At 46.1% G+C, this 24,300-nt stretch carries 19 protein-coding genes; 6 read left to right on the top strand and 13 right to left on the bottom strand.

The genetic code is table 11. From position 1 onward, the window contains the following. Window positions 1–103: 103 nt before the first annotated feature. From AWH61_RS08145 to hisD, 4 genes are read right to left on the bottom strand one after another with little or no spacing between them, the layout of a single operon-like run. Window positions 104–850 (bottom strand): HpcH/HpaI aldolase family protein, encoded by a 747-nt coding sequence (locus AWH61_RS08145; protein WP_075176758.1) that lies wholly within the window; start codon window positions 848–850, stop codon window positions 104–106. Beyond that, the gene (locus AWH61_RS08140; protein WP_075176757.1) at window positions 843–1,550 is read right to left on the bottom strand and encodes an alpha/beta fold hydrolase; all 708 of its coding nucleotides are present in this window, start codon (window positions 1,548–1,550) and stop codon (window positions 843–845) included. Before AWH61_RS08140 ends, AWH61_RS08145 begins: the two co-directional genes overlap by 8 nt. Continuing rightward, window positions 1,543–2,565, bottom strand: a complete 1,023-nt coding sequence (locus AWH61_RS08135; protein ID WP_014950649.1) for a LacI family DNA-binding transcriptional regulator — start codon at window positions 2,563–2,565, stop codon at window positions 1,543–1,545. The genes AWH61_RS08140 and AWH61_RS08135 overlap by 8 nt, the downstream gene beginning before the upstream one ends. Continuing rightward, window positions 2,566–3,843, bottom strand: coding sequence for a histidinol dehydrogenase (gene hisD, locus AWH61_RS08130; protein ID WP_075176756.1), 1,278 nt, complete (start codon window positions 3,841–3,843; stop codon window positions 2,566–2,568). Between the two features lie 120 nt (window positions 3,844–3,963). Here hisD and AWH61_RS08125 point away from each other — a divergent pair, with 120 nt between their 5' ends. From AWH61_RS08125 to AWH61_RS08115, 3 genes are read left to right on the top strand one after another with little or no spacing between them, the layout of a single operon-like run. After that, window positions 3,964–4,704: an SDR family NAD(P)-dependent oxidoreductase gene (locus tag AWH61_RS08125; RefSeq protein WP_075176755.1), complete on the top strand. Its 741-nt coding sequence runs from the start codon at window positions 3,964–3,966 to the stop codon at window positions 4,702–4,704. A gap of 15 nt (window positions 4,705–4,719) precedes the next feature. Further along, complete coding sequence (locus AWH61_RS08120) at window positions 4,720–5,724, top strand: cupin domain-containing protein (protein ID WP_075176754.1); 1,005 nt, start codon at window positions 4,720–4,722, stop codon at window positions 5,722–5,724. Between the two features lie 11 nt (window positions 5,725–5,735). Beyond that, the gene (locus tag AWH61_RS08115) at window positions 5,736–6,752 is read left to right on the top strand and encodes an ester cyclase (RefSeq protein ID WP_075176753.1); all 1,017 of its coding nucleotides are present in this window, start codon (window positions 5,736–5,738) and stop codon (window positions 6,750–6,752) included. Between the two features lie 72 nt (window positions 6,753–6,824). On the opposite strand, the gene AWH61_RS08110 is transcribed toward AWH61_RS08115, so the two are convergent. After that, window positions 6,825–9,980 (bottom strand): WD40/YVTN/BNR-like repeat-containing protein, encoded by a 3,156-nt coding sequence (locus tag AWH61_RS08110; protein ID WP_075176752.1) that lies wholly within the window; start codon window positions 9,978–9,980, stop codon window positions 6,825–6,827. Window positions 9,981–10,220: 240 nt separating this feature from the next. On the opposite strand from AWH61_RS08110, the gene AWH61_RS08105 reads away from it, so the two are divergent. Then, window positions 10,221–11,027, top strand: a complete 807-nt coding sequence (locus AWH61_RS08105; RefSeq protein WP_075176751.1) for a GIY-YIG nuclease family protein — start codon at window positions 10,221–10,223, stop codon at window positions 11,025–11,027. A gap of 65 nt (window positions 11,028–11,092) precedes the next feature. Here the strand turns inward: AWH61_RS08105 and AWH61_RS08100 are convergent, their stop codons facing one another. Then, window positions 11,093–11,383 carry a hypothetical protein gene (locus tag AWH61_RS08100; RefSeq protein WP_075176750.1) on the bottom strand — a complete coding sequence of 97 codons (291 nt, stop codon included), beginning with the start codon at window positions 11,381–11,383 and terminating at the stop codon, window positions 11,093–11,095. Between the two features lie 228 nt (window positions 11,384–11,611). Here AWH61_RS08100 and AWH61_RS08095 point away from each other — a divergent pair, with 228 nt between their 5' ends. Both AWH61_RS08095 and AWH61_RS08090 read left to right on the top strand, forming a co-directional pair. Next, on the top strand, window positions 11,612–12,169 hold the full coding sequence (locus tag AWH61_RS08095; protein WP_075176749.1) for a YceB family lipoprotein: 558 nt from the start codon (window positions 11,612–11,614) through the stop codon (window positions 12,167–12,169). A 113-nt stretch (window positions 12,170–12,282) separates the two neighbouring features. Next, complete coding sequence (locus AWH61_RS08090; RefSeq protein WP_075176748.1) at window positions 12,283–13,986, top strand: protein adenylyltransferase SelO; 1,704 nt, start codon at window positions 12,283–12,285, stop codon at window positions 13,984–13,986. Between the two features lie 39 nt (window positions 13,987–14,025). Here AWH61_RS08090 and AWH61_RS08085 read toward each other — a convergent pair whose 3' ends face one another. The 7 genes from AWH61_RS08085 to AWH61_RS08055 form a co-directional block, all read right to left on the bottom strand. Further along, the gene (locus AWH61_RS08085) at window positions 14,026–14,913 is read right to left on the bottom strand and encodes a LysR family transcriptional regulator (protein ID WP_039226007.1); all 888 of its coding nucleotides are present in this window, start codon (window positions 14,911–14,913) and stop codon (window positions 14,026–14,028) included. Window positions 14,914–14,940: 27 nt separating this feature from the next. Further along, on the bottom strand, window positions 14,941–16,080 hold the full coding sequence (locus AWH61_RS08080) for an efflux RND transporter periplasmic adaptor subunit (protein WP_075176747.1): 1,140 nt from the start codon (window positions 16,078–16,080) through the stop codon (window positions 14,941–14,943). Next, window positions 16,073–19,252, bottom strand: coding sequence for an efflux RND transporter permease subunit (locus AWH61_RS08075; RefSeq protein WP_075176746.1), 3,180 nt, complete (start codon window positions 19,250–19,252; stop codon window positions 16,073–16,075). The genes AWH61_RS08080 and AWH61_RS08075 overlap by 8 nt, the downstream gene beginning before the upstream one ends. A 23-nt stretch (window positions 19,253–19,275) precedes the next feature. Then, on the bottom strand, window positions 19,276–20,325 hold the full coding sequence (locus tag AWH61_RS08070; protein WP_075176745.1) for an NAD(P)-dependent alcohol dehydrogenase: 1,050 nt from the start codon (window positions 20,323–20,325) through the stop codon (window positions 19,276–19,278). Window positions 20,326–20,454: 129 nt separating this feature from the next. Next, entirely contained in the window at window positions 20,455–21,597 is a 1,143-nt protein-coding gene (locus tag AWH61_RS08065) for an aldo/keto reductase (protein ID WP_083605926.1), read from the bottom strand. 323 nt (window positions 21,598–21,920) lie between these two features. Then, complete coding sequence (locus AWH61_RS08060) at window positions 21,921–23,027, bottom strand: Gfo/Idh/MocA family protein (protein ID WP_075176744.1); 1,107 nt, start codon at window positions 23,025–23,027, stop codon at window positions 21,921–21,923. Window positions 23,028–23,058: 31 nt separating this feature from the next. After that, window positions 23,059–24,264, bottom strand: a complete 1,206-nt coding sequence (locus tag AWH61_RS08055) for a M24 family metallopeptidase (RefSeq protein ID WP_075177106.1) — start codon at window positions 24,262–24,264, stop codon at window positions 23,059–23,061. Window positions 24,265–24,300: the final 36 nt, after the last annotated feature.

Genomic DNA, 24,300 nt, shown 5'->3' with positions numbered 1-24,300 from the left:
CAATAGCATTGAGACAAGAGCCACACAAAAAATCGCAACGTTCATCAAAAAAGGCAGCCAAAAGGCTGCCCCAATCAAAACAAAAAAGTATAACCCCGTCTTTTTACGCCTTATCAAACGTCTCGCGCAGTGCTTTGGCGCCACTTAACATAAAACCGTGGTCAGAACCTAATAAGAATAGAGAAACACCTTTTTCTTTCCAGTAGGCCAGTTCTTCTAAATTACCCACGAACATACCCGTAGCCTTTCCTGCCCTGTGGCTTACTTCAACTAAGTACTCAACCGCTTGTTTAACTTTTGGGGCGTCTGCACTGGTTTCGCCAAGTGCTACGGTTAAATCCATTCGACCTATAAACAAGCAATCGACACCGTCAACGTGTGCAATGGCTTCTATGTTGTCAATTGCGTCTAAATCTTCAAGCTGGGCAACAATACTAACGTTTTTGCCCGCCTCTAAATTTTCACTCAGTGGCTTTGTTGTGTAGCCTGCAAATCGGCTTGAACCTGCATAGCCTCTTCCGCCTGCACCGTAGTGGCAATGTCTGACGATAGCACTTAACTGTTCCGCCGTTTTCACATGTGGCACAACCACACCGTCTGCGCCCATATCCAGCACATTTAGCAGTGTTTCTGGGGCATCGTTTGGTGTTCTTACTAGAACAGGCATGTTCCCTGCCCTTGCCGCAAGAATACAGGTGTCTAAATCCTGTCTTGAAAATGGTGCATGCTCAGCATCTAAACACAATACATCCATGCTAGCGTGCGCCAATACTTCAACTACATTGTAATGGGGCGTTTTTATGAACGTACCCAAAAGGCTTTGCTTGTTTTTAAGCGCTTGTTTAAGCATGTGCAGCACCTCCGAAAAAGTTATACAAATGCAGGTTCACTTGTGCGCTTTGCTCAAGCATTGCGAAATGCCCCGCGTCTTCAATCAGCACTAATTCACTATTTGCCGCCAGGTTATGCATTCTTTGCTGCTCTGACGGCGGGCAAAGCACATCGTTGCAACCGCCAATTATCAGCATTGGATGTGCGCAATTAGCTAACAGCTCGCTAGCATCAGGGCGTGTTGCAAGAATTTCGAGCTGGGCTTTATAACGCTCAATTCCCGTATCCTGCGCCATCAGAGCAATTAGTTTCATTAATGCTTCATTGGGTTTATGTAGGTATACATTGCTAAACTGATCGTGAATAAGCGTGTCTAAACCATGCGAAACGGCATAGTTTAGATGCTCGCTTCTGGCTGATCGCCCTTGAGGTTTGTCTGCATGTGCATTGCTGTCTAGCAATGCTATTTTTTCAATTCGCTCGGGAACGCGCGCTAAAAGTTCAAACGCCACCATACCGCCCATTGAAAAGGCGCAAATGCTGAAGGGCTCGCCTTCATCAAAAAGATGTAACGCGTGACTGGCAACATCGCTCAGGTTGTCATGCTGGTCATACTCTAAGGTAATGCACTGATGACCAGCATTGGTTAAGGTCGTTATTTGGTTGGTAAAAACGTTTCCGTTACAAAGGGTTCCGGGTATAAATAATAGTTTACTCATTATCTCTTGGCGCAGCGGCCACTGAGTTTCCTTCAATGAGCTTGCCCGGCCAGTAACGTGTCTCTGGCGGTATATCAGGGCTCTCAATTAAGTTAACCAGGGTTTCTACTGCTGCTTTTGTCATAAAATAGGTTGGCTGACTTACGGTAGTCAGCTGGTAGCTGTGCCACGAAGAAGCACTGATACCATCAAACCCAACAACTGAAATATCTTCAGGTACCCGCAAATTCAGGTTTTCCCGTATTTCGTCAATGGCACCAATTGCCATTGTGTCGTTGGCACAAATAATTGCAGTAGGAAGCGCATTTTTCTCGGCATAAGCACTTAAGCACTCTCTCGCCGAGTCATAGCTGTAGTCGCCATAAACCACGTTGGTGTCGGTAAACCCATGAGATAATAAGGCATTCCTTGCACCACTTAACCTTGCGCGGGCCACATCAGAATCTTTTGGGCCAGCCATAATTAAGAAGTGCTGGTGATGATGGTTAACTAGAATATCCACCAACATGCGAAGGCCTTGGTCATGGTTACAACATACCGAGCTTACACTGTGATCAGGAAGCTCACGGTTATACAACACCACTGGAATATTGTGTTTAGCAAACTGCGTGACACTGTCGGGTTCGAAGTGCGCTGTAAGCGCAACTACGCCGTCGACCTGGTACGCTAATATTTGCTCAATAACCGTTTCTAGCTGCTCTGCGTCATCAAGTGTGAATAACAGCACCCGCTTGTTTTTCTCAGCGATGTGTTTATTTAGCTGTGCCAATACTTCGGGGAAGTTCACATTAGCTCGCGATGAAATAATTACCGCAATCATGCCCGTGCTTTGGTTTATCAACATGCGTGCAATGGCGTTAGGTTTGTAGCCTAACTCCTCTGCGGCTTTTAGCACTTTTTCACGGGTTTTCTTAGATACGCTAACGCCCGGGCGATATACCCGCGACACTGCCGACTGAGAGACTCCTGCTGCATGGGCAACGTCATATGACGTCACCCTATTTTTTTTATTCAATTATTTTTTTCCGTAACGACGTAATCGAATGTCAGCCTGTTCTTTGTGACCTGCAAAACCTTCAATTGCACATAAACGTGAACAATACTCGCCAACCATCACTGAGGCTTCTTCCGTAACACGCTGGTATGTACAGGTTTTTAAGAATTTACCAACCCATAGACCCCCAGTATAACGACCTGCGCCCTTCGTGGGTAGAGTGTGGTTTGTACCAATACATTTGTCGCCGTAAGACACATTGGTTTCAGGGCCTAAAAACAGTGCACCGAAGTTACGCATGTTCTTTTGAAAGTACGGCACGTCTTTCGTCATAATTTGAACGTGCTCAAATGCTAGGTCGTTAGCGACCTCTAACATTTCATCATAGGTGTCGCATACAATGACTTCACCGTAATCTCGCCATGCGACAGAGGCCACATCTGCAGTAGGTAAAATAGTTAACTGGCGCTCTACTTCGGCCATGGTATCTTTACCCAGTTGCTCGCTGTTGGTAAGCAACACGGCCGGAGAATTAAGCCCATGCTCAGCCTGCCCTAGCAAATCCGCCGCACATAATTCGCCATCAACACTGTCGTCAGCAATGACTAACGTTTCTGTTGGACCCGCAAAAAGATCAATACCGATGCGCCCGAACAATTGGCGTTTTGCTTCGGCCACAAAGGCATTGCCCGGCCCAACAATCATACTTACCGGTTCAATAGTATCAGTGCCCACAGCCATAGCGGCAATCGCCTGTACACCACCAAAGGTATATATTTCATCAGCACCGGCTAAGTCCATGGCTACAATTACCGCTGGTGCGGGTTTACCCTGAAACGGAGGAGTAGCAGCAATAACCCGTTTCACACCAGCCACCTTTGCCGTAACAATGCTCATGTGTGCTGAAGCCACCAGCGGATACTTACCACCGGGCACATAACAACCCACACTATCTACAGGAATATTTTTGTGGCCAAGCACTACACCGGGCAGCGTTTCAACTTCAACGTCTTTCATTGACTCACGCTGAATGGTCGCAAAGTTTCGAACTTGTTCCTGCGCCCATTTGATATCGCTAATCTCTTGTTCGGTTAACTGCTCATAACATGCGTCAATTTCTTCACGACTCAACCTAAAAGACTCCGGAGTCCATTTATCAAACTGACCAGAATATTGCGAAACAGCCTCGTCTCCACGTCTTTCAATATCGCTAATTATATTTTCAACTATATCTTTAACTTTCTGATTATCAATTGCTTTTTCTTCAGCCTGCTTGCCTTGCTTCAAGTACTTGATCACGGTCTATTCCTCTACAAAGGTGAATGAGATGTTACATTAATCGAACAAATATTTATCTTGATCTTCACCAAAAATTACATAAGAATGACTTCGAATGCAATTATTATTTTGAGGTGACATGTGGCTTTCTCTCAAGACCTATTAAAAGACAAGACAATTTTGGTTACAGGTGCGGGTAAAGGCATTGGTAAAGCGTGTGCTTTATTGGCTGACATATGTGGTGCAAATGTTATTGCTGTGGCGCGTACCGAGAGTGACCTTGTGGCGCTTAAGAATGAGAGTTCAGAAAGGCTAAGCTTTTGGGTGGGAGATGTTCAAGATAAGGCGCTTTATGAAAAGATCCAAGCACTTCCCCTCCTCCATGGGTTAATCAATAACGCCGGAACGAACCGCGTTGCGCCGATGCAAGAACAGAGCGATGAGAATATTGACGATATTTTGAATTTAAATATTCGCTCTGCATACAAAGTTGCGCAGGCCGCTATTACGCCAATGCTTAAAAGTCAGGCTCCATCCATTGTTCACATGTCATCACAAATGGGCTTTGTGGGCTCTCCTGGCCGCACGCTTTATTGCTTAAGCAAACACGCCATTGAAGGCTTAACGAAAGCCATGGCTGTGGAACTGGCGCCGAATAATATTCGCGTCAATAGCGTAGCGCCAACATTTATTAAAACACCAATGACTGAGCCGATGCTTCAAGAACCAGCGTTTGCTGAAATGGTGATGAACAACATTCCCTTACAACGCTTAGGCAGCGTCGAAGACGTTGCTAACGCGTGCATATTTCTACTTAGTGAATTGTCTATGACCACCACGGGTAGTTGTCTTAAAGTCGATGGCGGTTGGACCGCCCATTAAATACGAGGTATCACCGTGTCAGTATTATCCCAGCGTTTAGTCCGCTATGAAGAATTAATCCCATGCCGCAACGCGTTTATCGATACGCGCTCGCCAGGCAGTGATCAAAAAGAGAACTTCACCATAATTGGCCCAGGTGTCGCCGAAAACCCTGACCAGCATGTTCACATTGCTATTCCGCACGGCTTTAACATTGGCGGAGCTCGTCAGCCTCCCGGCTGCCTTAACTCGCAGCATAGCCACCTAACCGAAGAAGTATTTGTTGTGTCTCAAGGTAGCTGGCACTTTACTACTGGCGTTGAAGGCAACGATGCCGTAGTGCGTATGGAAGAAGGCGATATTATTTCTATTCCTATGGATTTGTTTCGCGGATTTGAAAATGTAGGCGACGGCACGGGATACCTTTACGCAGTATTGGGACAAGACGATCCAGGTCGTGTACTTTGGGCTCCTCAAGTTTTTGATATGGCCAGCGACTACGGGCTTGTCTTGCTCGAAAACGGTGGTTTGGTTGATACTACTCTGGGACAAAAAATTCCTGAAGGCGTTGCGCCTATGCCAAAAACATCGGCAGAACAAATAGCACAACACCGCGTAATTGATGATGAAGCGTTAGAGCAGTGCGTGGTGCGTTTAGCTGATTTCCCGTTTAGCAACAACACGGCATTAACCCAAGGAACAGAAGTTTTGGAAGCGCCGCTTATCGGCCCTGCAAGTGCCGATGAAAAGCTTGGTGAAACAAAGCTAAACTGGTCTCATGGATTCTGCGTTCGCGCCCTTAAATTCAAGCCGGGTGCTTTTATTACTACGCATAAACGCTTCGAGGAAGAAGTAGTATATGTGCAAGAAGGCAGCATAAAAATGCTTGTTGACGGCGAAGCGCTCATTCTTAATAAAGGCGATACATTCACCACACCTATTGGCGCAGCCCGCAGTTTTGCCCAGCAAGGTGATGAGGTAGCATTAATTTATGTGACCCGACGTGGTGACACAGCCAAAGCCCCAGAATTTATTGATTAGAGGCCATTGCGATGTCTACTTTTTCAAATATAGCACTGAAAAAAGCGTTTCTTCCTTTTCGAGAAGCACAGTACGACTTTGACCTCGAAAAGCTAAAAACGCTGGGCGATACCCTTTTTTCACAGGATGCCGCCATTAAGTTTTGTGTGCCTTTTGATGACATGACAGGCCACCGCGAAATGCTAGATAAGGTGTATGCGCCACTGCTGGAGTCTGTCCCCGATCTTGAGCGCCGCGATACCATAATTATGGTTGGCGAGGACGACAAACAATTGCGCTGGTTAGGTTGCTGTGGTTACTACACTGGGCGTCTTGAAAAGCCTTGGTTAGACATCCCTGCGACTGGCGATCAAATTCATATGCGCTTTCATGAATTTTATCGTTTTGAAGGCGACACCATAGTAGAAGTTCAAGCCATTTGGGACTTGCCTGAAGTCATGATGCAGGCAAAGTGCTGGCCGTTTAGTCCAAGCTTAGGTACCGAGTGGCATGTGCCGGGGCCAACAACCCAAGACGGAATACACTTGTTTGAAGAAGACAAGTCGCTTACCGCACAGAGCCATCAGCTTGTGCTTGATATGCTAAATAGTTTAGGAAAATTCGCCGAAGGCGGTGTTGCTGCCATGAACCTAGACAAATACTGGCATCCTAAATCAAACTGGTATGGCCCATCTGGTATTGGTACCGGACGCGGTATTCAAGGCTTTCGCAATACCCATCAGGAAGCGTTTTTAAACGGGATGCCTAACCGCGTGGGCGACCCCGCAAACGGCCATTTGTTCTCCGAAAATAATTATGTGGGGTTCACTGGCTGGCCTGGCATGAGCATGACCATTTCAGGCGATGGCTGGCTTGGTATCGTGCCAAACGATAAGTCTATCACCATGCGTAGTTTAGATTTTTGGCGCAATGAGAACGGCATGATACGCGAAAACTGGGTGCTAATAGACTTACTTCACGTTTACCGTCAACTTGGTGTTGATGTATTCGCCCGAGTTAAACAGTTGACCCGTAACAAGTATCGATAACTCCCGTTAAAGATGCTTTTTGCCCCGTATTACTACTACGTAATACGGGGCTTTTTTATGGTTACCTCAATCCTATAAACTCTCTAAATCAAACGCGCCTTGCTTTGAGAGCTTTTCGTTTAATGGCTTCACTTCTTCACCAAACAAGGTTTCTAGCTGCACTTTATACTGCTGCCACTTTGACTCTAAGTCTTCCAACCGTTTTAGTGCACCAGCTTGTGCAGGCGCGCCCGTTCTGTCGAAGTTATCCATCAAGAAACGTACTTGTCTGTCGAGCATATTCGGCCAGTTAATGTCATCTTCAAAAGTTTGATGTTTGGGCTGAATAACCAACGCTTCCCAGTCGTCGATTGCACTAACAATGCGCTCGATTGAAGCCGACACATCGCTTGCCAGCATTACGTTATCTTCAGACACACCGTTTAATTGCGCTCTAACATCACGGGCTTTTTGCAGGTGAGCAAACAAATCATTGAGTAAAGTTTCTGTAGCCTGAATGCTCTTTTCAACCACTTGAAGCTGCGCTTTATCTGCTTCTTCCCTTGGGTCTGGAAGTACTTTAAATGCGCGGGTTTGTGCCTGTTCACCTACCGTAATTTTCGCTTTGTAGTCTCCAGGCATAACACGGGCGCCGTTCCAACCGCCAAACAGTTTTACGTTCTCGATGCAGTTCAATGGCTTACGACGAAGATCCCATACAAATTCGTTGTAACCCGCTTTTGTTGCAGGGTGTTTAAATTTAACAGGGCTGCGAACGTCTTCGTTACCCTTCGCGCACTTCTCAAATGCACCCGGTGCAGATGACAGTGTGCGAACAAGCTCGTTATCGGCATTAAATATATCAATGCGTAGCGTTTGCTCTTCTTCTAACGCGTCTTTCAGGTAATAACGGAAGGTAGCGCCACGTGGTGGGTTTTTCGCTTGAGGCTGGTCAGTCATGCCACCGCCAGATAGCAAGCGAATGCCATCTACGGGTTCAAACTGAAACAGCGCTTCGCCATCTAGCGACTTATGCACTTCGCGTAATGGTGCTATGTCGTCTAATATCCAAAAGCCTCGCCCTTGGGTCGCTACGACTAGATCATCACCTTTAACCTGCATATCGGTGATCGCCACAGGCGGAAGGTTTAAGTCTAATTCTTGCCAGTGTTTACCGTCGTCGAAACTAATAAACATACCGCTTTCTGTGCCCGCAAATAGCATACCTTCGCGCTCTGTGTCTTCACGCACTACACGAACAAAGGCGTCCTCTGGTAGGCCTTCGTCAATACGCTTCCAACGCTTGCCATAGTTGTCGGTTTTGTAAATGTAAGGAGTGTAATCATTTAATTTATAGCCTGCTACCGCAACGTAAGCTCTGCCTTGTGCGTGAGGGCTAAGTTCTATGGAATTGACCTGCGCTTCTTTTTTATGAGGCGTAACATCTTTCCAGTTTTTGCCTTCATCACGGGTTATATGCAGCTTACCGTCATCGGCTCCAACCCAAAGCTCGCCTTTGTTAACTGCCGATTCGGCAATATAGAAAACCGTATTGTAGTATTCAGCACCAGCTTGCTCGTTCGTTATAGGACCGCCATTCAGCCCCTGCTTTTCTGGCTCGTTACGGGTTAAGTCTGGGCTAATTTCCTGCCAGTTCACACCGCGATCTGTGGTTTTTAAGATCATCTGCGTGCCGTAGTACACGGTGTCAGGATCATGCTTTGACACTACCACTGGGGCATTCCAGTTGGTGCGATACTTTTGATCCCGTGCGTTTCGGCCAAACACATATTCAGGGTAAGGCATAATGGGCCGCGTTAGCCCAGTATCGCGGTTGTATTCGGTTAATGTACCGTTGATTGTAGTAGCGTAGATCAGTGTTGGATCGTCAGGGTTAAACGCAATATGCGCGCTTTCGCCACCACCCACGGCAAACTGATCTTCTATTCCCATGCCATCTCCCCAAGTTTGAGAAGGCGTTGCCATGGTCGAGTTATCTTGCTGTCCGCCATAAACATAGTAAGGATTTAAGTTGTCGGTAATTACACGATAAAACTGCGCCGTTGGCTGATTGTAAATGCTTGACCACGATTCACCGCCGTCGAAGGTAACAGTTGCGCCACCGTCGTTAGCGTTGATCATGTTTAAGCTATTTTCAGGGTTTATCCACATATCGTGGGTATCGCCATGGGGTAACGAAACCGTCTCAAAGGTTTTGCCACCATCAATAGATTTGTGCAACTGCACATTCATTACATAAAGGGTGTTTTCGTCGTTTGGGTCAACTTTGATGTGGTTGTAGTACCACGCACGTGCTTTAAGAATATTGTCGCCGTTCATTAGCGACCACGACTTGCCCGCATCGTCACTGCGATATACGCCGCCTTCTTCAGCCTCGACAATGGCATACAGGCGCTTCGGGTTAGACGCGGCAATATCCACACCGATTTTACCGATAAGCGTAGGCAGTCCTTTTTCTAACTTGTCCCAGCTTTCACCGCCATCCGTTGACTTATAAAGGCCACCGCCCTCACCGCCCGATTTAATAAACCAAGGCGTTCTGCCGTGATGCCACATACTGGCATAAAGAATTCTGGGGTTAGATGGGTCTATTGCTAAGTCAGCGGCGCCGGTATCGGCGTTCACTTTTAACACATGCTGCCATGTTTCACCGCCGTCTATCGTTTTGAATATACCGCGCGCTTCATTAGGCCCCCAAATATTGCCCTGTACTGCAGCCCAAGCTATATCGGGATTGGTGGGGTGTATACGAATTTTGGGGATTTGACCGCGTTTATCTAAACCCACCAGCTTCCAGGTTTCACCGCCGTCTGTAGATTTATAAACACCTTTTCCGTGGCTAGTGGTTACGCCTCGAATAGGGCCTTCACCAGTCCCTACGTAAATAACGTTAGGATCTGAAGGAGCAACCGCGATAGCGCCAATACTACCTACTTTAAATGTTTTGTCGGATATGGCTTTCCACGATAAACCCGCGTTTTCGGTTTTCCAAACACCGCCACCTGCGGTGCCCATAAAATAAAGGTTGGTATTACCTTCAACCCCGGTAACCGCCACCGAACGCCCACCGCGGTAAGGTCCAATAAATCGATACTCCATTTTATCGAAAAGCTCAGGGTTAACGGTATCTTCAAGTGCGAATGCAGAATGCGAGAAACTAGAAAGCGCGCTTACGCAAATAGCAAGCGCAGCCACCATTTTCCCAGAAACCAGTCTCTGTGAAACCATAGAAAGTGCCTTGTAGTGTTTTTATTTTTAATAAGAAGAATTTCTTATACTGCGTTGTTGAGGGCGTTATGGCAAAAGTTTTTGGTATAGAAAAAGCACTTGTTTATGAAAAATAGTGATGTAAACAATCAATTTCCCATGAGGGAAATTCTGCATAGGACATTGTCTTATAGAGCGGCTTACTTATCTGAGCTATAGATAGAAAAAGACTAATAAAAGCAGATAATTAAGAAGCTTCAAATGGACTATTACGTTTATATATTGTTTGATACAAAAACCAATGACGTTTTCTACGTAGGAAAAGGCAAAGGTTTTAGAATTGATCATCATGAAAATGATGCTATCGAGAGTGAAAAAACTGAAAAGATTAAAGCCTTACAAAAGGACAGCCGATTCGGTAAACGAATTGTAGGGCGCTACGCAACTGAAAACGAAGCCCATGCGGTTGAAACTGTGCTCATTAAATGGGTATACGGCTTTGATAACCTTACGAACAAAGTGCATGGCCGTTACTCGGCGTTAATACGTACGATGGGTGATTACGAGAACATTCCAGGTATTGACGTGGAGTACACGCCGAATCTCAATGACGGTTCGTTCACTAAAGCTCAGCAAGAAAAGTTTGTGAAAAACAATATTGAAGCCAAGCTTGAGTCAATCAAAGAAAATATCGAGCCTCTGCTTGAGGATACTGAATATTCAGTCAGTGAGATTATCGGTAAGTCGCCTTCTGACACTGGTTTATGGATAAATAATCCTTCGATGGACGTATCTATAAGACTCAAGCTACCACTAGCGGGAAGAACAATTAGCCCAGAATTCGTAAGTACGAATACAGATAAAGAATCGAAGGCGCGCTTTACAGAGGCCATGGCCCCACTAAAAATAAATAATGGGAGCGTAGGCAGCTACATTGGATTACAGAATTATCTTGAGCGAGCTGGGATTAAAAAAGATATTGAGGTACGCCCAAGAGCTGATGATATTGATGAGATCTTCAATGTCGTAACATTCATGATGGAACAACTTCAAACGAAATATAGTTAGGCGATTGAATAGCCAGGTCCATAGGTTTTATTTGTATGGACCTGAACTAATTCTTAGCTTTCTCTTTAAAAATAATCCCTTAACACGCACTCGCTATTGGAAAGTCTAGCGACAATTCGGTCGCCAAAACCGGGGAAGAACTCGATGGTAATTGAAACGCCTTCTCCTCGGCTTTCCAAAGGAAAACCGCTTAACCACGTTAAGTAGGTCTCTACTTCGTTTTCTGTTAGCACCATTGACTTATTCAATTCATCTTTTGTTGATTGAAGTGTTTCTTTGTCAACATCGCTGCTGCTTACCCTTTGTTGTTTAGGCTCTACAGTGTTAGCTGAATTCGTATGCGGTTGTGTTTTCATGGTGCTTCCTTCAACTCATTCCTACCAGACTAAATGTTTCTTTGTCATCAATACGCAGATTAAACAAAGAACTGGGTTGCCTGAATAAGCCGTTGTCTTAGCGAGTTAACGATTTCATTGTTCATCCCTTTCCTCAGCCCGTACAATAGAGGCACTTCGTTGTTGCAGCGCCAGTGTTTCTGGCTCGCACGGTGTAATTCGACAACTCATTGCTAAAAGAGACTTTTTATGAGAATTCTACTTTCCATTGCCTTCGCTACCATTCTTGCAGGCTGCGCTACTCTCTCTCAACTGGCGGTTTACACTGTATCTAATGCCGAGTTAGAACAAGTGCTTGATAGCCAAGTGAGTAATTTGCAAAAGCAAACGTCACTTGCTGGTATTCCTCTTTATTTAGACGTGGAAGATATGACAGCAACCATAGGCCCAGATGGCAGAGACGTGGTTCAGCTAGGCGCTATTGCCACGGCGCGTATTAGTGCATTTGGGTTGAACTACCCTGCAAAAGTAAGTCTAGCTTTGGAAGGCACGCCTTATTACGACAGTGAAGAAAAAGCGATTTTTGTGCGCTCATTGTCTCTACTTGATAGCACAATTGATGCTGGCGGCTTTAAGGGTAATTTAGCCCCTGTAAGTGGCGAATTCATGCAGCTCATCAACGGCTATCTAGCCACTAACCCCGTTTATCGCTTAGACCCTGCGAACAAAGCAGTAAGCATGCTTTCAACGGTACCTTTACAGTTAACTGTAGAGCAAGGGCAGCTTGCACTTCGACCTAAACAATAATCATTGAAAAAACGTATGATGTGTCGAGATTGTTAATGGTAAAAGGTGCAAAAGTAACCTGAGCCTCGATGCTCGCAAACAGATTTTCCCATTCAGTGAAATAGGCAGGCATAGTGACAGAACGTATCAAAACACTAGATGAATTCGCAAAGCACGTAGATTACTCTTTGCTGAATACCCTTACCCCAGACCCGCAGTCGACGTGCGATGGTGACGACCATGACCCACGCCAAGTGTTCTCAGGTCACTATGTGCCAGTTACTCCGACCCCATTAACAGCACCGACGTACGTTGCTCATAGCGAAACGCTGTTTGCCGAATTAGGCTTAGACGATAGCTTGGCAACATCTAAAGATTTCACCCAGCTGTTCTCAGGAGACATGTCGGATGTACCTGCACCAATGCCCCCCTTCGGTTGGGCAACCGGCTACGCACTTTCAATTTACGGTACGGAGTACACACAGCAGTGCCCGTTTAGAACAGGTAACGGCTACGGTGATGGCCGCGCAATCTCTATTGTTGAAGCGGTATTAAACGGCAAGCGTTGGGAAATGCAGTTAAAAGGTGCGGGTCGCACGCCTTATTGTCGCGGCGCAGACGGGCGCGCCGTATTGCGCTCAAGCGTGCGCGAATTTTTAGTGCAAGAACACATGCATGCGCTTGGCATTCCGACCTCACGTTCGCTGAGCTTGTTTATGTCTGAATCAGACACGGTAGACAGGCCGTGGTATCGCGAAGGGTCTCATTCCTATGAACCTGAAGTGATGGTAGAAAATATAACGGCCATATCCACCCGCGTGGCGCCCTCCTTTTTGCGCGTAGGCCAAATAGAGCTTTTTGCTAGGCGAGCTCGCTGCAACGAACACAGCGAAGCGTTAAACGAACTAGAAGCCATTGTTAAGCACCTTATTGAGCGAGAGTACTCAAGTGAAATTGACACAACCACGCCGTTTGAAGAGCAAGTGGTAACGCTGGCTTCACTATTTCGAGACCGGCTAACGCGTCTTGTTTCTGGTTGGGTTCGAGTCGGTTATTGCCAGGGCAATTTTAATAGCGATAACTGCGCCGCAGGAGGCTTTACGCTGGATTATGGACCATTCGGCTTTTGTGAATTTTTTGAAGCAGACTACCAACCTTGGACAGGCGGCGGTCGTCACTTCTCGTTTTTAAACCAGCCCATTGCTGCGCAAAAGAACTTTGATATGTTCTGTCGCTCACTGATGCCGCTACTTGAAGGCAACAGTGAACAGCTCTCTAAGCTTAACGAGATCAACGACGGTTTTTCTGGCGTTATGGAACGCGCCATGGAGAGTATGTGGGCAACAAAGCTTGGCATTGCCAGCTACAACCACGACTTGCTGATTAAGCTGCTGCAATTAATGCTGCGCACAGGCGTGGACTACAATCTGTTTTTCCGAGAGCTATCGTCAATGCCTGAAGATATGGCGAGCTTGACGAAAAGCTTTTACTACCCGCCTAAAGCAGAGGTCATGACAGAATGGGAAGCATGGCTACAAACGTGGCGTGAGCGCATTGAAAAGGACGCCGAAACACAAGGTGATGTTACAAACGCTATTGCTACTACCGCAGAGAATATGCGCAAAGCAAACCCTAAATTCACATGGCGCGAATGGCTTATTGTGCCTGCCTATAAAGCCGCAGAGAATGGTGACTTTACGCCAATTCACGAACTTCAGAAGATACTTACTGCGCCTTATGATGAGCAATCAATAGAGGTAGAGAATAAGTACTACCAGCTGCGCCCACTTGAATTTTTCAGTGCTGGCGGAGTCGCGCACTACAGCTGCTCTTCGTAATAGCACTTTGAAAAACGTAAAAGGCTTGATAGCGTGAACTCAGTATTCACGCATCGCCTTTACAAATAATGAAAACGCAGGGGAATATTCAGCTCGATTGGGGTAATACAAATAGTAGCCGGGAAATTCATCACACCAATCATCGAGTACACGCTGAAGGTATCCAGCTTCTATATCTTGCTTAACCATATCTTCAGGTAGATAAGCGATACCAAACCCTTTCAATGCTGCGTCCCGAATAAAGAATGACTTGTTGACCGTTAACTGGCCCTCTACGCGTACGTTGACCTCCCTGCCCTCTTTTTCAAAATCCCAAACCAATAACCTTCCATAGGTCGGCAACCTTAAATTTATACATTTATGCGCGGACAAATCTTTTGGGCTTTGCGGAATACCGTGCTTTTCAAAATATTCTGGTGACGCAACAACCGACATTCTTAAAGGAGGAGAAATACTGACGGCAATCATATCTTTAGCCAAGCTTTCCCCTAAACGTACGCCAGCATCGAACTTGTCGGCAACGATATCTGTAAGTGAGTAGTCGACCGACATTTCAATATTTATGTCTGGGTATGCCTCCATGAATTTCACAATTTTGGGCCACAACACATTGCGAGCCGCATGTTCAGCAGAGGAAATTCGAATGGTGCCAGACGGGCTGTCTTTTAGCGCATTTAGCGAGTCGAGTTCGTTTTCAATGTCCTGCAGCCTTGGAGAAACAGACGTGTAGAGCTTACGACCAATTTCTGTCAGCGACACACTTCGCGTTGTGCGGGTAAGTAAACGTAAGCCTAACCGCTCTTCCATCCCTTTTATCGTATGACTTAAGGCCGACTGGGAAACGGAAAGCCGTGCTGCAGCTCGAGTAAAACTCTCTTCCTCTGCTACAGCCACGAAGGCAATCAGGTCATTCAAACGTGTTTTCATATGCAGTACGCCACTTCATGCGCTCCTTTAACCCACAACATTAACTTTATCTTTATTAGACACACCATCGGGAGGGTTAGTAACGACGCGATCCGTTTCATTTAGCCCTTGTGCTATTTCCACAGTTCTCCCCAAATCTCGGGACAGTGAAATAGGCTTTATGATTATCTCGTTCTCTTCGTTGACTGTAGCGACCGAAAGCCCTTGTGCATTAAAGATCAGTGCACTTGCAGGTATGGTAATAGCAGGTGCAGGGCTCTCTAACGTTACTCTGATTTTCGCATAGCCTCCGGGCATCAATAAGCCCTCTTGATTACTTGTACTAAACTCTACGCGCGATGTGCCGCTAAGCGGGTTAACCGTTGAAGTGCGGCGCACAGCCTCTGCTACGAAAACTCTATCAGCATATTCCGGAACAATAAGGTTTGCAGACGACCCCAACTCAACTACAGCGGCATATTTTTGTGGGATCTCCGCAAAGACTCTTAGCTTATCCGCTGAAACTATTCTGAATAAAGGCGGCATATCGCTTGAGCCAGCGTTAACTAAATCACCCACGTCCAAATTTCTCGCCACGATAGTGCCAGAAAAAGGAGCAATGACACGAGCAAGCTGCTTTTGCACCTTCCACTGCTGCAAACTTGCCTGTGCAGCTTTTACTGCCGATTGCGCAGCCAAATGCTCACTTCGCTTTTGCTCTACGTCTTGCTGGCTGACTACCTGTGTTTCAGCTAACCCTAACCACCGGTTGAACGTGCTTTGTGCCAGTGAAGCTTCAACCTTGCGGCGTTCTAACTCAGCATTTGCCTGATACATTTGCTGGTCGATATCCGGCGTCTCCAGTTCAGCAAGCACAGCCCCTTTTTCAACGCGACTGCCTATATCAAAGTACCAATTGCTAACATACCCATCAACTCTGGCGAATATCGCTGTCGCTTGTTGAGCTTCCAATCTTGCTGGCAGTTCAATGACTTTACTTGTTTGCTCAACCGCAGGCGTTACTACTGCGACAGTAGGTATTTGCCGCTGCTCTGTCCATGCTTTGACTTCTTCACTATGAGCTTGCCGGTATAGCGTCCCTTCTACCACGATAGCTACTACAAAAAGGGTAATTCCAACAGCGAAAATTTTCACCTTTTTGGTGTTATTGATGGTTGCGTTAGACATTAGCGTCTCCTGTCGAAGGTTGAACATAGTTTTTGTGGAGCAAACTAAACAAAACGGGAACAAAGAAAAGCGTGGCCAAGGTCGCTACTAATAGGCCACCTATTACGGCTCTACCCAATGGGGCGTTTTGCTCTCCGCCTTCCCCTAAGCCTATAGCCATAGGCAACATGCCTATAATCATTGCCGAGGCTGTCATCAAAACGGGGCGCAATCGGGCGAAACCAGCAGCGATGGCAGCTTCACGAGCGCAGCCCAATTCACGGACTTTTTCACGAGCAAAACTGATAACTAGCACACTATTGGCGGTTGCCACGCCCATACACATGATTGCGCCAGTAAGTGCGGGTACACTGAACGTGGTTTTAGTGGCAAAAAGCATCCATAAAATTCCGGCTATCGCAAAAGGCAAAGCACAAATAATGACAAACGGATCTCGCCAAGACTGAAAATTGATAACAATGACAAAATAGATAAGACCAACCGCGCCTAGCAGCCCCCATAGCAAACCGTTATACGCTTGGTTCATGGTGGCTACTTGCCCTTCAAGTTCAACGGTAGCCCCTTTCGGCTTACTTTCGGCCAAAGAATCAATCACTGAGCGAATATCCTCGCTAACTGCACCTAAGTCTCGCCCTTGCGTTGTTGCAAATATTTGAACTATAGGTCGAATGTTGTATTCCGACACAACACCGCTAATATTCGAGCGAGACAAACTTGCTACAGTACTCAACGTTATTGGAATGTCGCTGGCATTACTGGATGGCTGACTCAGCTGCAAGTTCTCTAGGGCGGACAAAGAGTCCAGTGCTCTCTGAGGTGTTTGCATAACAATGGGATAGCTCACTCCATTTTCAGGATTCAACCAAAAGGTTGGCGCAACTTGCGCTGAACCCGACAAATTCACCACTAACGATTGACTAATATCACGCTGAGTTAGGCCGCCATAGGCCGCTTGGGTTCTATCTACCTCTATGTCTAACGACGGTGACTGTCGACTTTGCTGCACTCTTACGTCAGCAATTCCTGGTATCGCTCTTAACGCTTTAATTAGCGTGTTGGCATAGTCGAAGTTGGCATCAAGGTCGTTCCCTCTAATCTGAATATCAATTGGCGATGGCGCACCAAAATTCAGGACCTGACTGACCATATCAGCGGGCAAGAACGAAAACGTCATATCGGGGAAGCGCTCAGGCAACACTTCGCGCAGGCGTTTAATATAAACGTCTGTTGGCGCGTGATCTTGTGCGAGTGAAATTTGTATGTCGCCGTCTTGCGAACCTATCATTCCATTGTTCGCGTAAATGGTATTCATGCTTGAAATATACGTCCCCACGTTGTCCACCATAGCCGCCAGCTCACGTTCTGGAATGACTTCCCTTATCACCTTTTGTATGTCGCCGAAACGCGCAGCGGTCTCCTCAACACGCAAGCCAACAGGTGCTCTGGCATGAATGGATATTTGACCGCTATCAACGGTAGGGAAGAAATTTCGGCCAATAAACGGCATTAAGGCAAATGACACAATGGCAAAGCTAAGAAAACCCGCTAGGAATAATTTTCGACTCGCAATGGCTTTCGTAAGCACTTGCGAATAGCTATGTTGAAACGATTTAAAACCTTGTTCAAAGCGCTTGTGCCCCTTACTTAACCATAACGCCATTCCAGTTGGCGTGCGCACAGAATGATTGTTGTTTTCTACCAGAAGGTATTTGGCGAGTGTTGGAATGAGCGTTCGAGAAAGAAGAAAAGAAAACAGCATGGACAGCATTACAGCTTCAGCCATTGGAACGAAGAGGTACTTCGGAATTCCCTGTAGAAAATACATAGGTACAAATACAATACATATACACAAAAGCGAAACAAAAGCAGGAGTTGCTATTTGCTGCGCTCCATCAACGATGGCGCTAACAACATCTTTCCCTTCTTCCAAATGAGCATTGATGCTTTCAATCGTAACGGTAGCCTCATCAACCAAAATACCTACTGCAAGAGCCAGCCCCCCTAGCGTCATAATATTTAACGTATGACCAAGAGCAGACATGACTGTCAGTGCTCCGAGGATAGAGAGCGGGATTGATACCGTTACAATGAGGGTTGAGCGCCAACTACCTAGAAACAGCAATATCATCAACGAGGTTAACAGCGCAGCAATAATACCCTCGAGCAAAACCGCGTTAACCGCGTTTTTCACGAAGAGAGATTGATCGCCAATTTGTTTAACTTCTAGCGTGTCAGGCATGGAGGGTTTAACTTCCTCTAAACGACGCTTAATGCCCTCTATGACATCTAATGTTGAGGTATTTCCATTTTTAAAGATGCTCATCAGCACCGAGCGACCGCCGTCTACGTGCACAATATTCGTTTGCACAGCGCTGCCGTCATACACGTCAGCAACGTCGCGAATATAGATAATGGTGCCGTCTACTACGCGTATCGGTAAGTCTCCAATCTCCTCAATGGTTTTAGGAGCTTTATTTATTTGAATGGTATATTCATACTCACCAATCTTTTGCGTGCCAGCAGGAATAATGACGTTCTGCTCTGCCAGCGCATTTGCCACGTCTTGACCTGACAACCCCCTCGCCTGCAACGCGTCGGGGTCGAGGTCTATTTGAATTTGTCGTGACTTTCCACCAAACGGCCAAGGAATAGCCGTTCCCTGAACAGTGACAAGACGAGAGCGCAGCTGATTCATTGCTAAATCAGCTAGCTGTTGCTCGGTTAACCCCTTCCCTGACAATGCCAGCTGAAGCACTGGTACAGTAGACGCACTGTAATTCATAATAAGCGGAGGCTGTGTTCCTGAAGGCATTTGACGAACCATGGTCTGCGCCACGGCCGTCACTTGTGCATTTGCCATATTAATGTCGACAGTGGGATGAAAATAAACTTTCACCACACCAAAACCGTTGTATGACGTCGCCTCCAGATGCTCAATATTATTAACCGTGCTGGTCAACGCCCTTTGAAATGGCGTGGTTATGCGCCCCGCCATTTCATCCGGAGGCAAACCTCGATATTGCCAAGCGATGGCGATGATAGGAATGTCTACATTAGGAAAGATATCCTTGGGCGTTTTTGCTGCCGTTATAGCTCCTAAAATCACGATTAATAGCGCCAACACCATGAAGGTGTACGGCTTATTCAGTGCAACTCTAACCAATGCGAGCATGGTTTTTCCTTAACAAAAAGTGACTAAGACAATGTCGACATATCAATTACAAACCGATACTTAACGTCACCTTTCGCTAGGCGTTCAAACGCTTGATTAACCTCTGATGCCTTAATTAATTCAATATCTGCAGTAATGTTGTGTTTATCGCAAAAGCCTAACATTTCTTGTGTTTCAGCAATTCCGCCAATGTTTGATCCGGAAAAGCTTCGGCGCCCCATAACGATATTAAAGGCACCTATTTCTAGCGGTTCTGGCGGTAACCCCACCAATACAACGCTGCCGTCAATGGCGAGTAAGTTCAAATACTCGTTCACGTCATGTTTGGCTGAAACCGTGTCAATGATAAGGTCTACTTTTGATGCGTATTCGGCCATTTTGACCTTGTCTGTCGAGACCACTGCGTCGTGTGCTCCCAATCGTTTTGCATCAGCTGCTTTATTTTGTGATGTAGTAAAAACAATAACTTCAGCGCCCATCGCTTTGGCCATTTTTATCGCCATATGCCCTAAACCACCAAGACCGACAACACCAACTTTCTTGCCCTTGCCTGCGTTCCAGTGTCGCAACGGTGAATACACCGTAATACCTGCGCATAGCAATGGCGCAGCTGCCGCGAGGTCAAGTGATTCAGGCATTTTTAGTGTGTAAGCCTCTTTACACACATAGCTTTTTGAGAATCCACCTAACGTTTGGCCGCCTGAATATTTATCTGCCGAGTTAAACGAAAACGTTACGCCTTGCTCGCAGAATTGTTCTAACTTGCCATCACACGATGCGCAGCTGCCACACGAATCTACAATACATCCCACCGCAGCGAGATCACCTACTTTGAATTTGGTCACATCACTGCCAATTGCTGTGACTTTGCCTACGATTTCATGACCCGGTACCATTGGATATTGAGACATACCGAAGTCGTTTTGCATCTGATGGAGATCAGAGTGGCAAATCCCGCAATAGAGAACGTCAAACTGCACGTCGTCTGGCATAAGTTCTCGGCGAGAGATAGTAAGGGGACTTAACGTTGTTCCCGCTTTTTCTGCTACAAGTGCTTTTATTTCTGAAGCCATAACGCTCTCCGTAATCATCACTAGCCCCTGTGGCTAGTGCTCTAACTAAGCCATTTACAGATTACTCTGAGAGCGTCAGCTAATTAATTCGTTAAATACGCAAAGACTAATTAGTTTAATTCATGAATATCATTTATTTTCGAGAACAGAATCAGGATTTCGCACGCCGACTAGCGCTATAGCGTCTAGCTGGGTGCGAAATTCTGCTAATTCTTGTTGGCTAAATCTAACGTTCAATGCGCTCTGGTTTTCTCTTATATGATGTAATTTAGTGCTACCAGGGATTGGCACGATGAAGTCTCCCTGAGAAAGTACCCAAGCAAGTGAAAATTGAGCTGGCGTTAAGTTTCGTTCCGCTCCCCAGCTTCTCACTAGATCGAGGATTTTACGATTATTAGCTAGTGCTTCAGGAGTGAAATAAGGCACTGACGATAGTCTTGATTCATCATAAAATCGGCTGTATTCGTTAAACTTATCTGCTAAATAACCTCGGCACACAGCCCCCCAAGGAACAAAACCAATGCCTAGCTCTTTGCAGGTGTCTAGTACCTGATTTTCCATCGCTCTTTCAATAATTGAATACTCGCTTTGCACGGCGCTTACAGGGAATTCCTTGTGAGCTTTACGGATCGTATCGGGCGATACCTCTGACAGCCCAAAGTGCCGGGCTTTCCCTTCTTTAACAAGTTCACCCACTGTGCCTGCAACGTCTTCAATGGGCACGTTTGGATCTGCTCTGTGAAGGTAGAGCAAATCGATACGATCAGTTTGCAGTCGGGATAACATCCCCTCCACAGCCTTTCTGATGGAGGCAGGCCTGGCGTCTCTTCCACTTCGCTGACTGTTGGAAAAATCAAAACCGAACTTACTGGCCAGGATCACGTTGTTTCTAATGGGCTTTAATGCTTCCCCCACCAAAGTTTCATTGGTAAAAGGACCGTAAACTTCCGCTGTATCAAAAAAAGTTACGCCTTCATCGAAAGCGCCTCGAATTACAGGCTCCATTTCAGCAACGCTTCTCGGCGGGTTGTAGCTACCACTGCTCATGCTCATACACCCTAAACCTAATGGCGAAACTTCTAGCTCTCCAAGCTTTCGCGCTATGCGTTCATTAGCGCTTGAATGAACAGCCGATGGTGATTTAGCAATAGCGGACTCGTGAATTCCAGTGGCCATTCCTGCGCCAACCAGCGCAGATGCTTTAATGAAATAACGACGTCCCATAGCTGTAGCTGACTCGTCTTTTGCGTGTTGGTCTTTTTCAATCGACATAAAACCTTCCAAATTGAATTGCATAAACTAGGAAATAGAAAAATGGATGACATCAAACGCTTTTGGAGTTTTTTTGACTCAGATAGATAGCACGGTGCCTGTTGAAGGTAGGCTAATTTACTGGCGTAGAGCTGCGTCAAATGACTGTTTAACCCTACCGAGTCTTACAGGTACACACTATTGAAATTAATCGCTAAGAAAGATGAATTTTATTAATAAATGAGATGTTGAAGGTGTTGGTTGAGCTCACAAAGACTTGCTAGAAAACAGTCCTTGCGAGCTAAATGATGACGCTTTTCGCTCAGCAAAATCGGTTGGGGAGATTACTTCAAATATACGGTTTTACCGGTTTTGGCACTTTCTCTAGCCGCATCAAGAATTTCTACTACCACCATATTGTTTTCCAGCGCAGATAGGTCATAAGGTGATATAGAAATTTCCTCGTTGATGAGTGCTTTGAAATAGTGGAAAGGGTCGTTATATGGCGCAGCTCGTTCAGGCAGGGTAAGTGTTGTTTCTTCAAAGTCGTCGTACCCTTTCGCAATGCGCATTCGGTAGTTATGACGATTGTCGGCATATACTGCGCCTGTCTCACCGTAAATTTCCATATCCTTGCGCCCTATTGGCCAGTTCCAAGACCCTTGCACAATGGCATTGGCGTTTTCATAGCCTAGAATAATGATAGATTCGTCATCTACCTGAGGGTTGTTTTCTGCTTGAAGCTGTTGAGTGATTGCCGTTACGCTCTGCGGCTTTTTCCCTTCCATCAGCCAAGTCATAAGGTTTGCACCATAGCAACCGAAGTCGACAATCGCGCCGCCTCCGTTTTGCTTCGGATCAACAAGCCAGTCTAAAAACTCACTGTTAATGCCAAGTTTCGCTGGCCCCTTATGACCATCGCGTACTATGACTTTGCGAATGTCGCCAACTTCGTCATTCTTTATTGCTTCATACGCTTTGTGATTGGTGGGATACCACGTGGTTTCATAGTTGGTGAGTAGATGAATGTTGTGCTTTGTGGCGAGGGCTTCCATTTCCGATGCGTGTTCCATATTAATCGCAAGGGGCTTCTCAACCATAACGTGAACGCCGCGCGGCGCCGCCTTTTGCACGACTTCTAAATGCTCGTAAATGGTACCAAACGCAGCGACCGCCTGAACGTCTTGTTCAGCGAACATGGCGTCCATCGAATCATACACTTTGTCCATGGAGTAGTTGTGCTGCGTGGCATAACGCTGAGCCAGATCTTTGTTTTGCTCAACAACGCCAACAATCTCAAATTGGCCTTGCTTTTCGCTTTCGAAAATCCAATGAACATGGGTGTGGGTTAACCCAACCACACCTATTTTTAGCTTATCCGAAGCGTGTGCACTGCCAAAAGACAACGCAACCAATAGCGCACTTAAAAACCTGCCCACCGTTCTTCTCATCTTTATTCCTTTAAATGTTTTTTAGACGCTACTAAAGCGCGTCAATCGATTCGCTAGGCTCAGTAAACCACACAGGGCCATCTTCGGTCATATAAAAGTGATCTTCTAAGCGAATACCGAACTCGTTTGGTACTACGATCATAGGTTCGTTACTAAAACACATACCAGATGCTAGCGGGTGAGGATTGTCTTTCACCAAATACGGCCATTCGTGAATATCCATACCGATGCCGTGCCCGGTTCGATGGGGCAAACCTGGTAAGTTATAGTCTGGTCCTAAGCCATCTTTAGCTAAGCTGTCTCGCGCGGCTTTATCAACATCGCCACAGGGAACACCAACTTTTGCAGCGTTAAATGCAGCAAGCTGCGCGCGCTTTTCGCTTTCCCATAATGCTCGTTGCTTATCGGTTGGCTCACCAAAACAATAGGTTCTCGTGATATCAGAGAGGTAGCCGTGCACCTTACAGCCAGTATCAATCAATACTAAGTCGTTCTTCTTTAGTACTTGAGGGTCTTTAACGCCGTGGGGAAACGAGGTGGCTTTTCCAAAAAGTACAATGCAAAAATAGTTACCAGTGGCCCCCACTTTCTTATGTGCATCGTTAATAAATGCTTCAACTTCTGTCGTGGTAATGCCCTCATAAAGCATACTGGCAGTCGCTTTGTGCACAGCTAGGGTCATGTCCATAGCGCGTTGAATAAGCGCGAGTTCACTTTCAGATTTGTGCATGCGACAGTGTGCTGTTACCTCTGCACCATTGATAATTTGCCAAGATTGGCCAAGCATCTTGTTCAAACCATCTACGATAAAAAACTGGGTCGACTCATCCACACCCAATTTATCGCCTCCAGCGGTATTTAGTTTATCTAGCATAGCTATGACAAGCGCATATGGGCTCTCGTGCTCTTGCCAACCAATTATGTCGCCTTCCACTAATTTGCGTTCGTTTAAAGAGTCGATTTCAAAGGTAGGAGCTAGATATACAAGGTCACCTTTTGCAGGCAAAAGCGCACCGACTAAACGCTCACTGGCGTACCACTGCATACCTGTAAAATACGCTAAGTTAGTACCAGCGTTTAAGTAAAGCGCACCAATGCCATTTTCCTGCATATAATGCTGCGCCTTGGCAATTCGGGCTTTGTATTCAGAGAGCTCTATGGGGCGCAGATCGCCTGTCATGTTGACAAGGCTATCTAAAGCCTGCTGTGGTGTTTTTGTACCTATTATTTTGCCCATTTTTTTCGTCCCTACACTGGCGCAAGGCTGATTGTC

It is taken from the genome of Alteromonas sp. W12 (assembly GCF_001924945.1).
GTDB lineage: Bacteria > Pseudomonadota > Gammaproteobacteria > Enterobacterales > Alteromonadaceae > Alteromonas > Alteromonas macleodii.
This window is presented reverse-complemented; position numbering and strand designations above follow the sequence as displayed.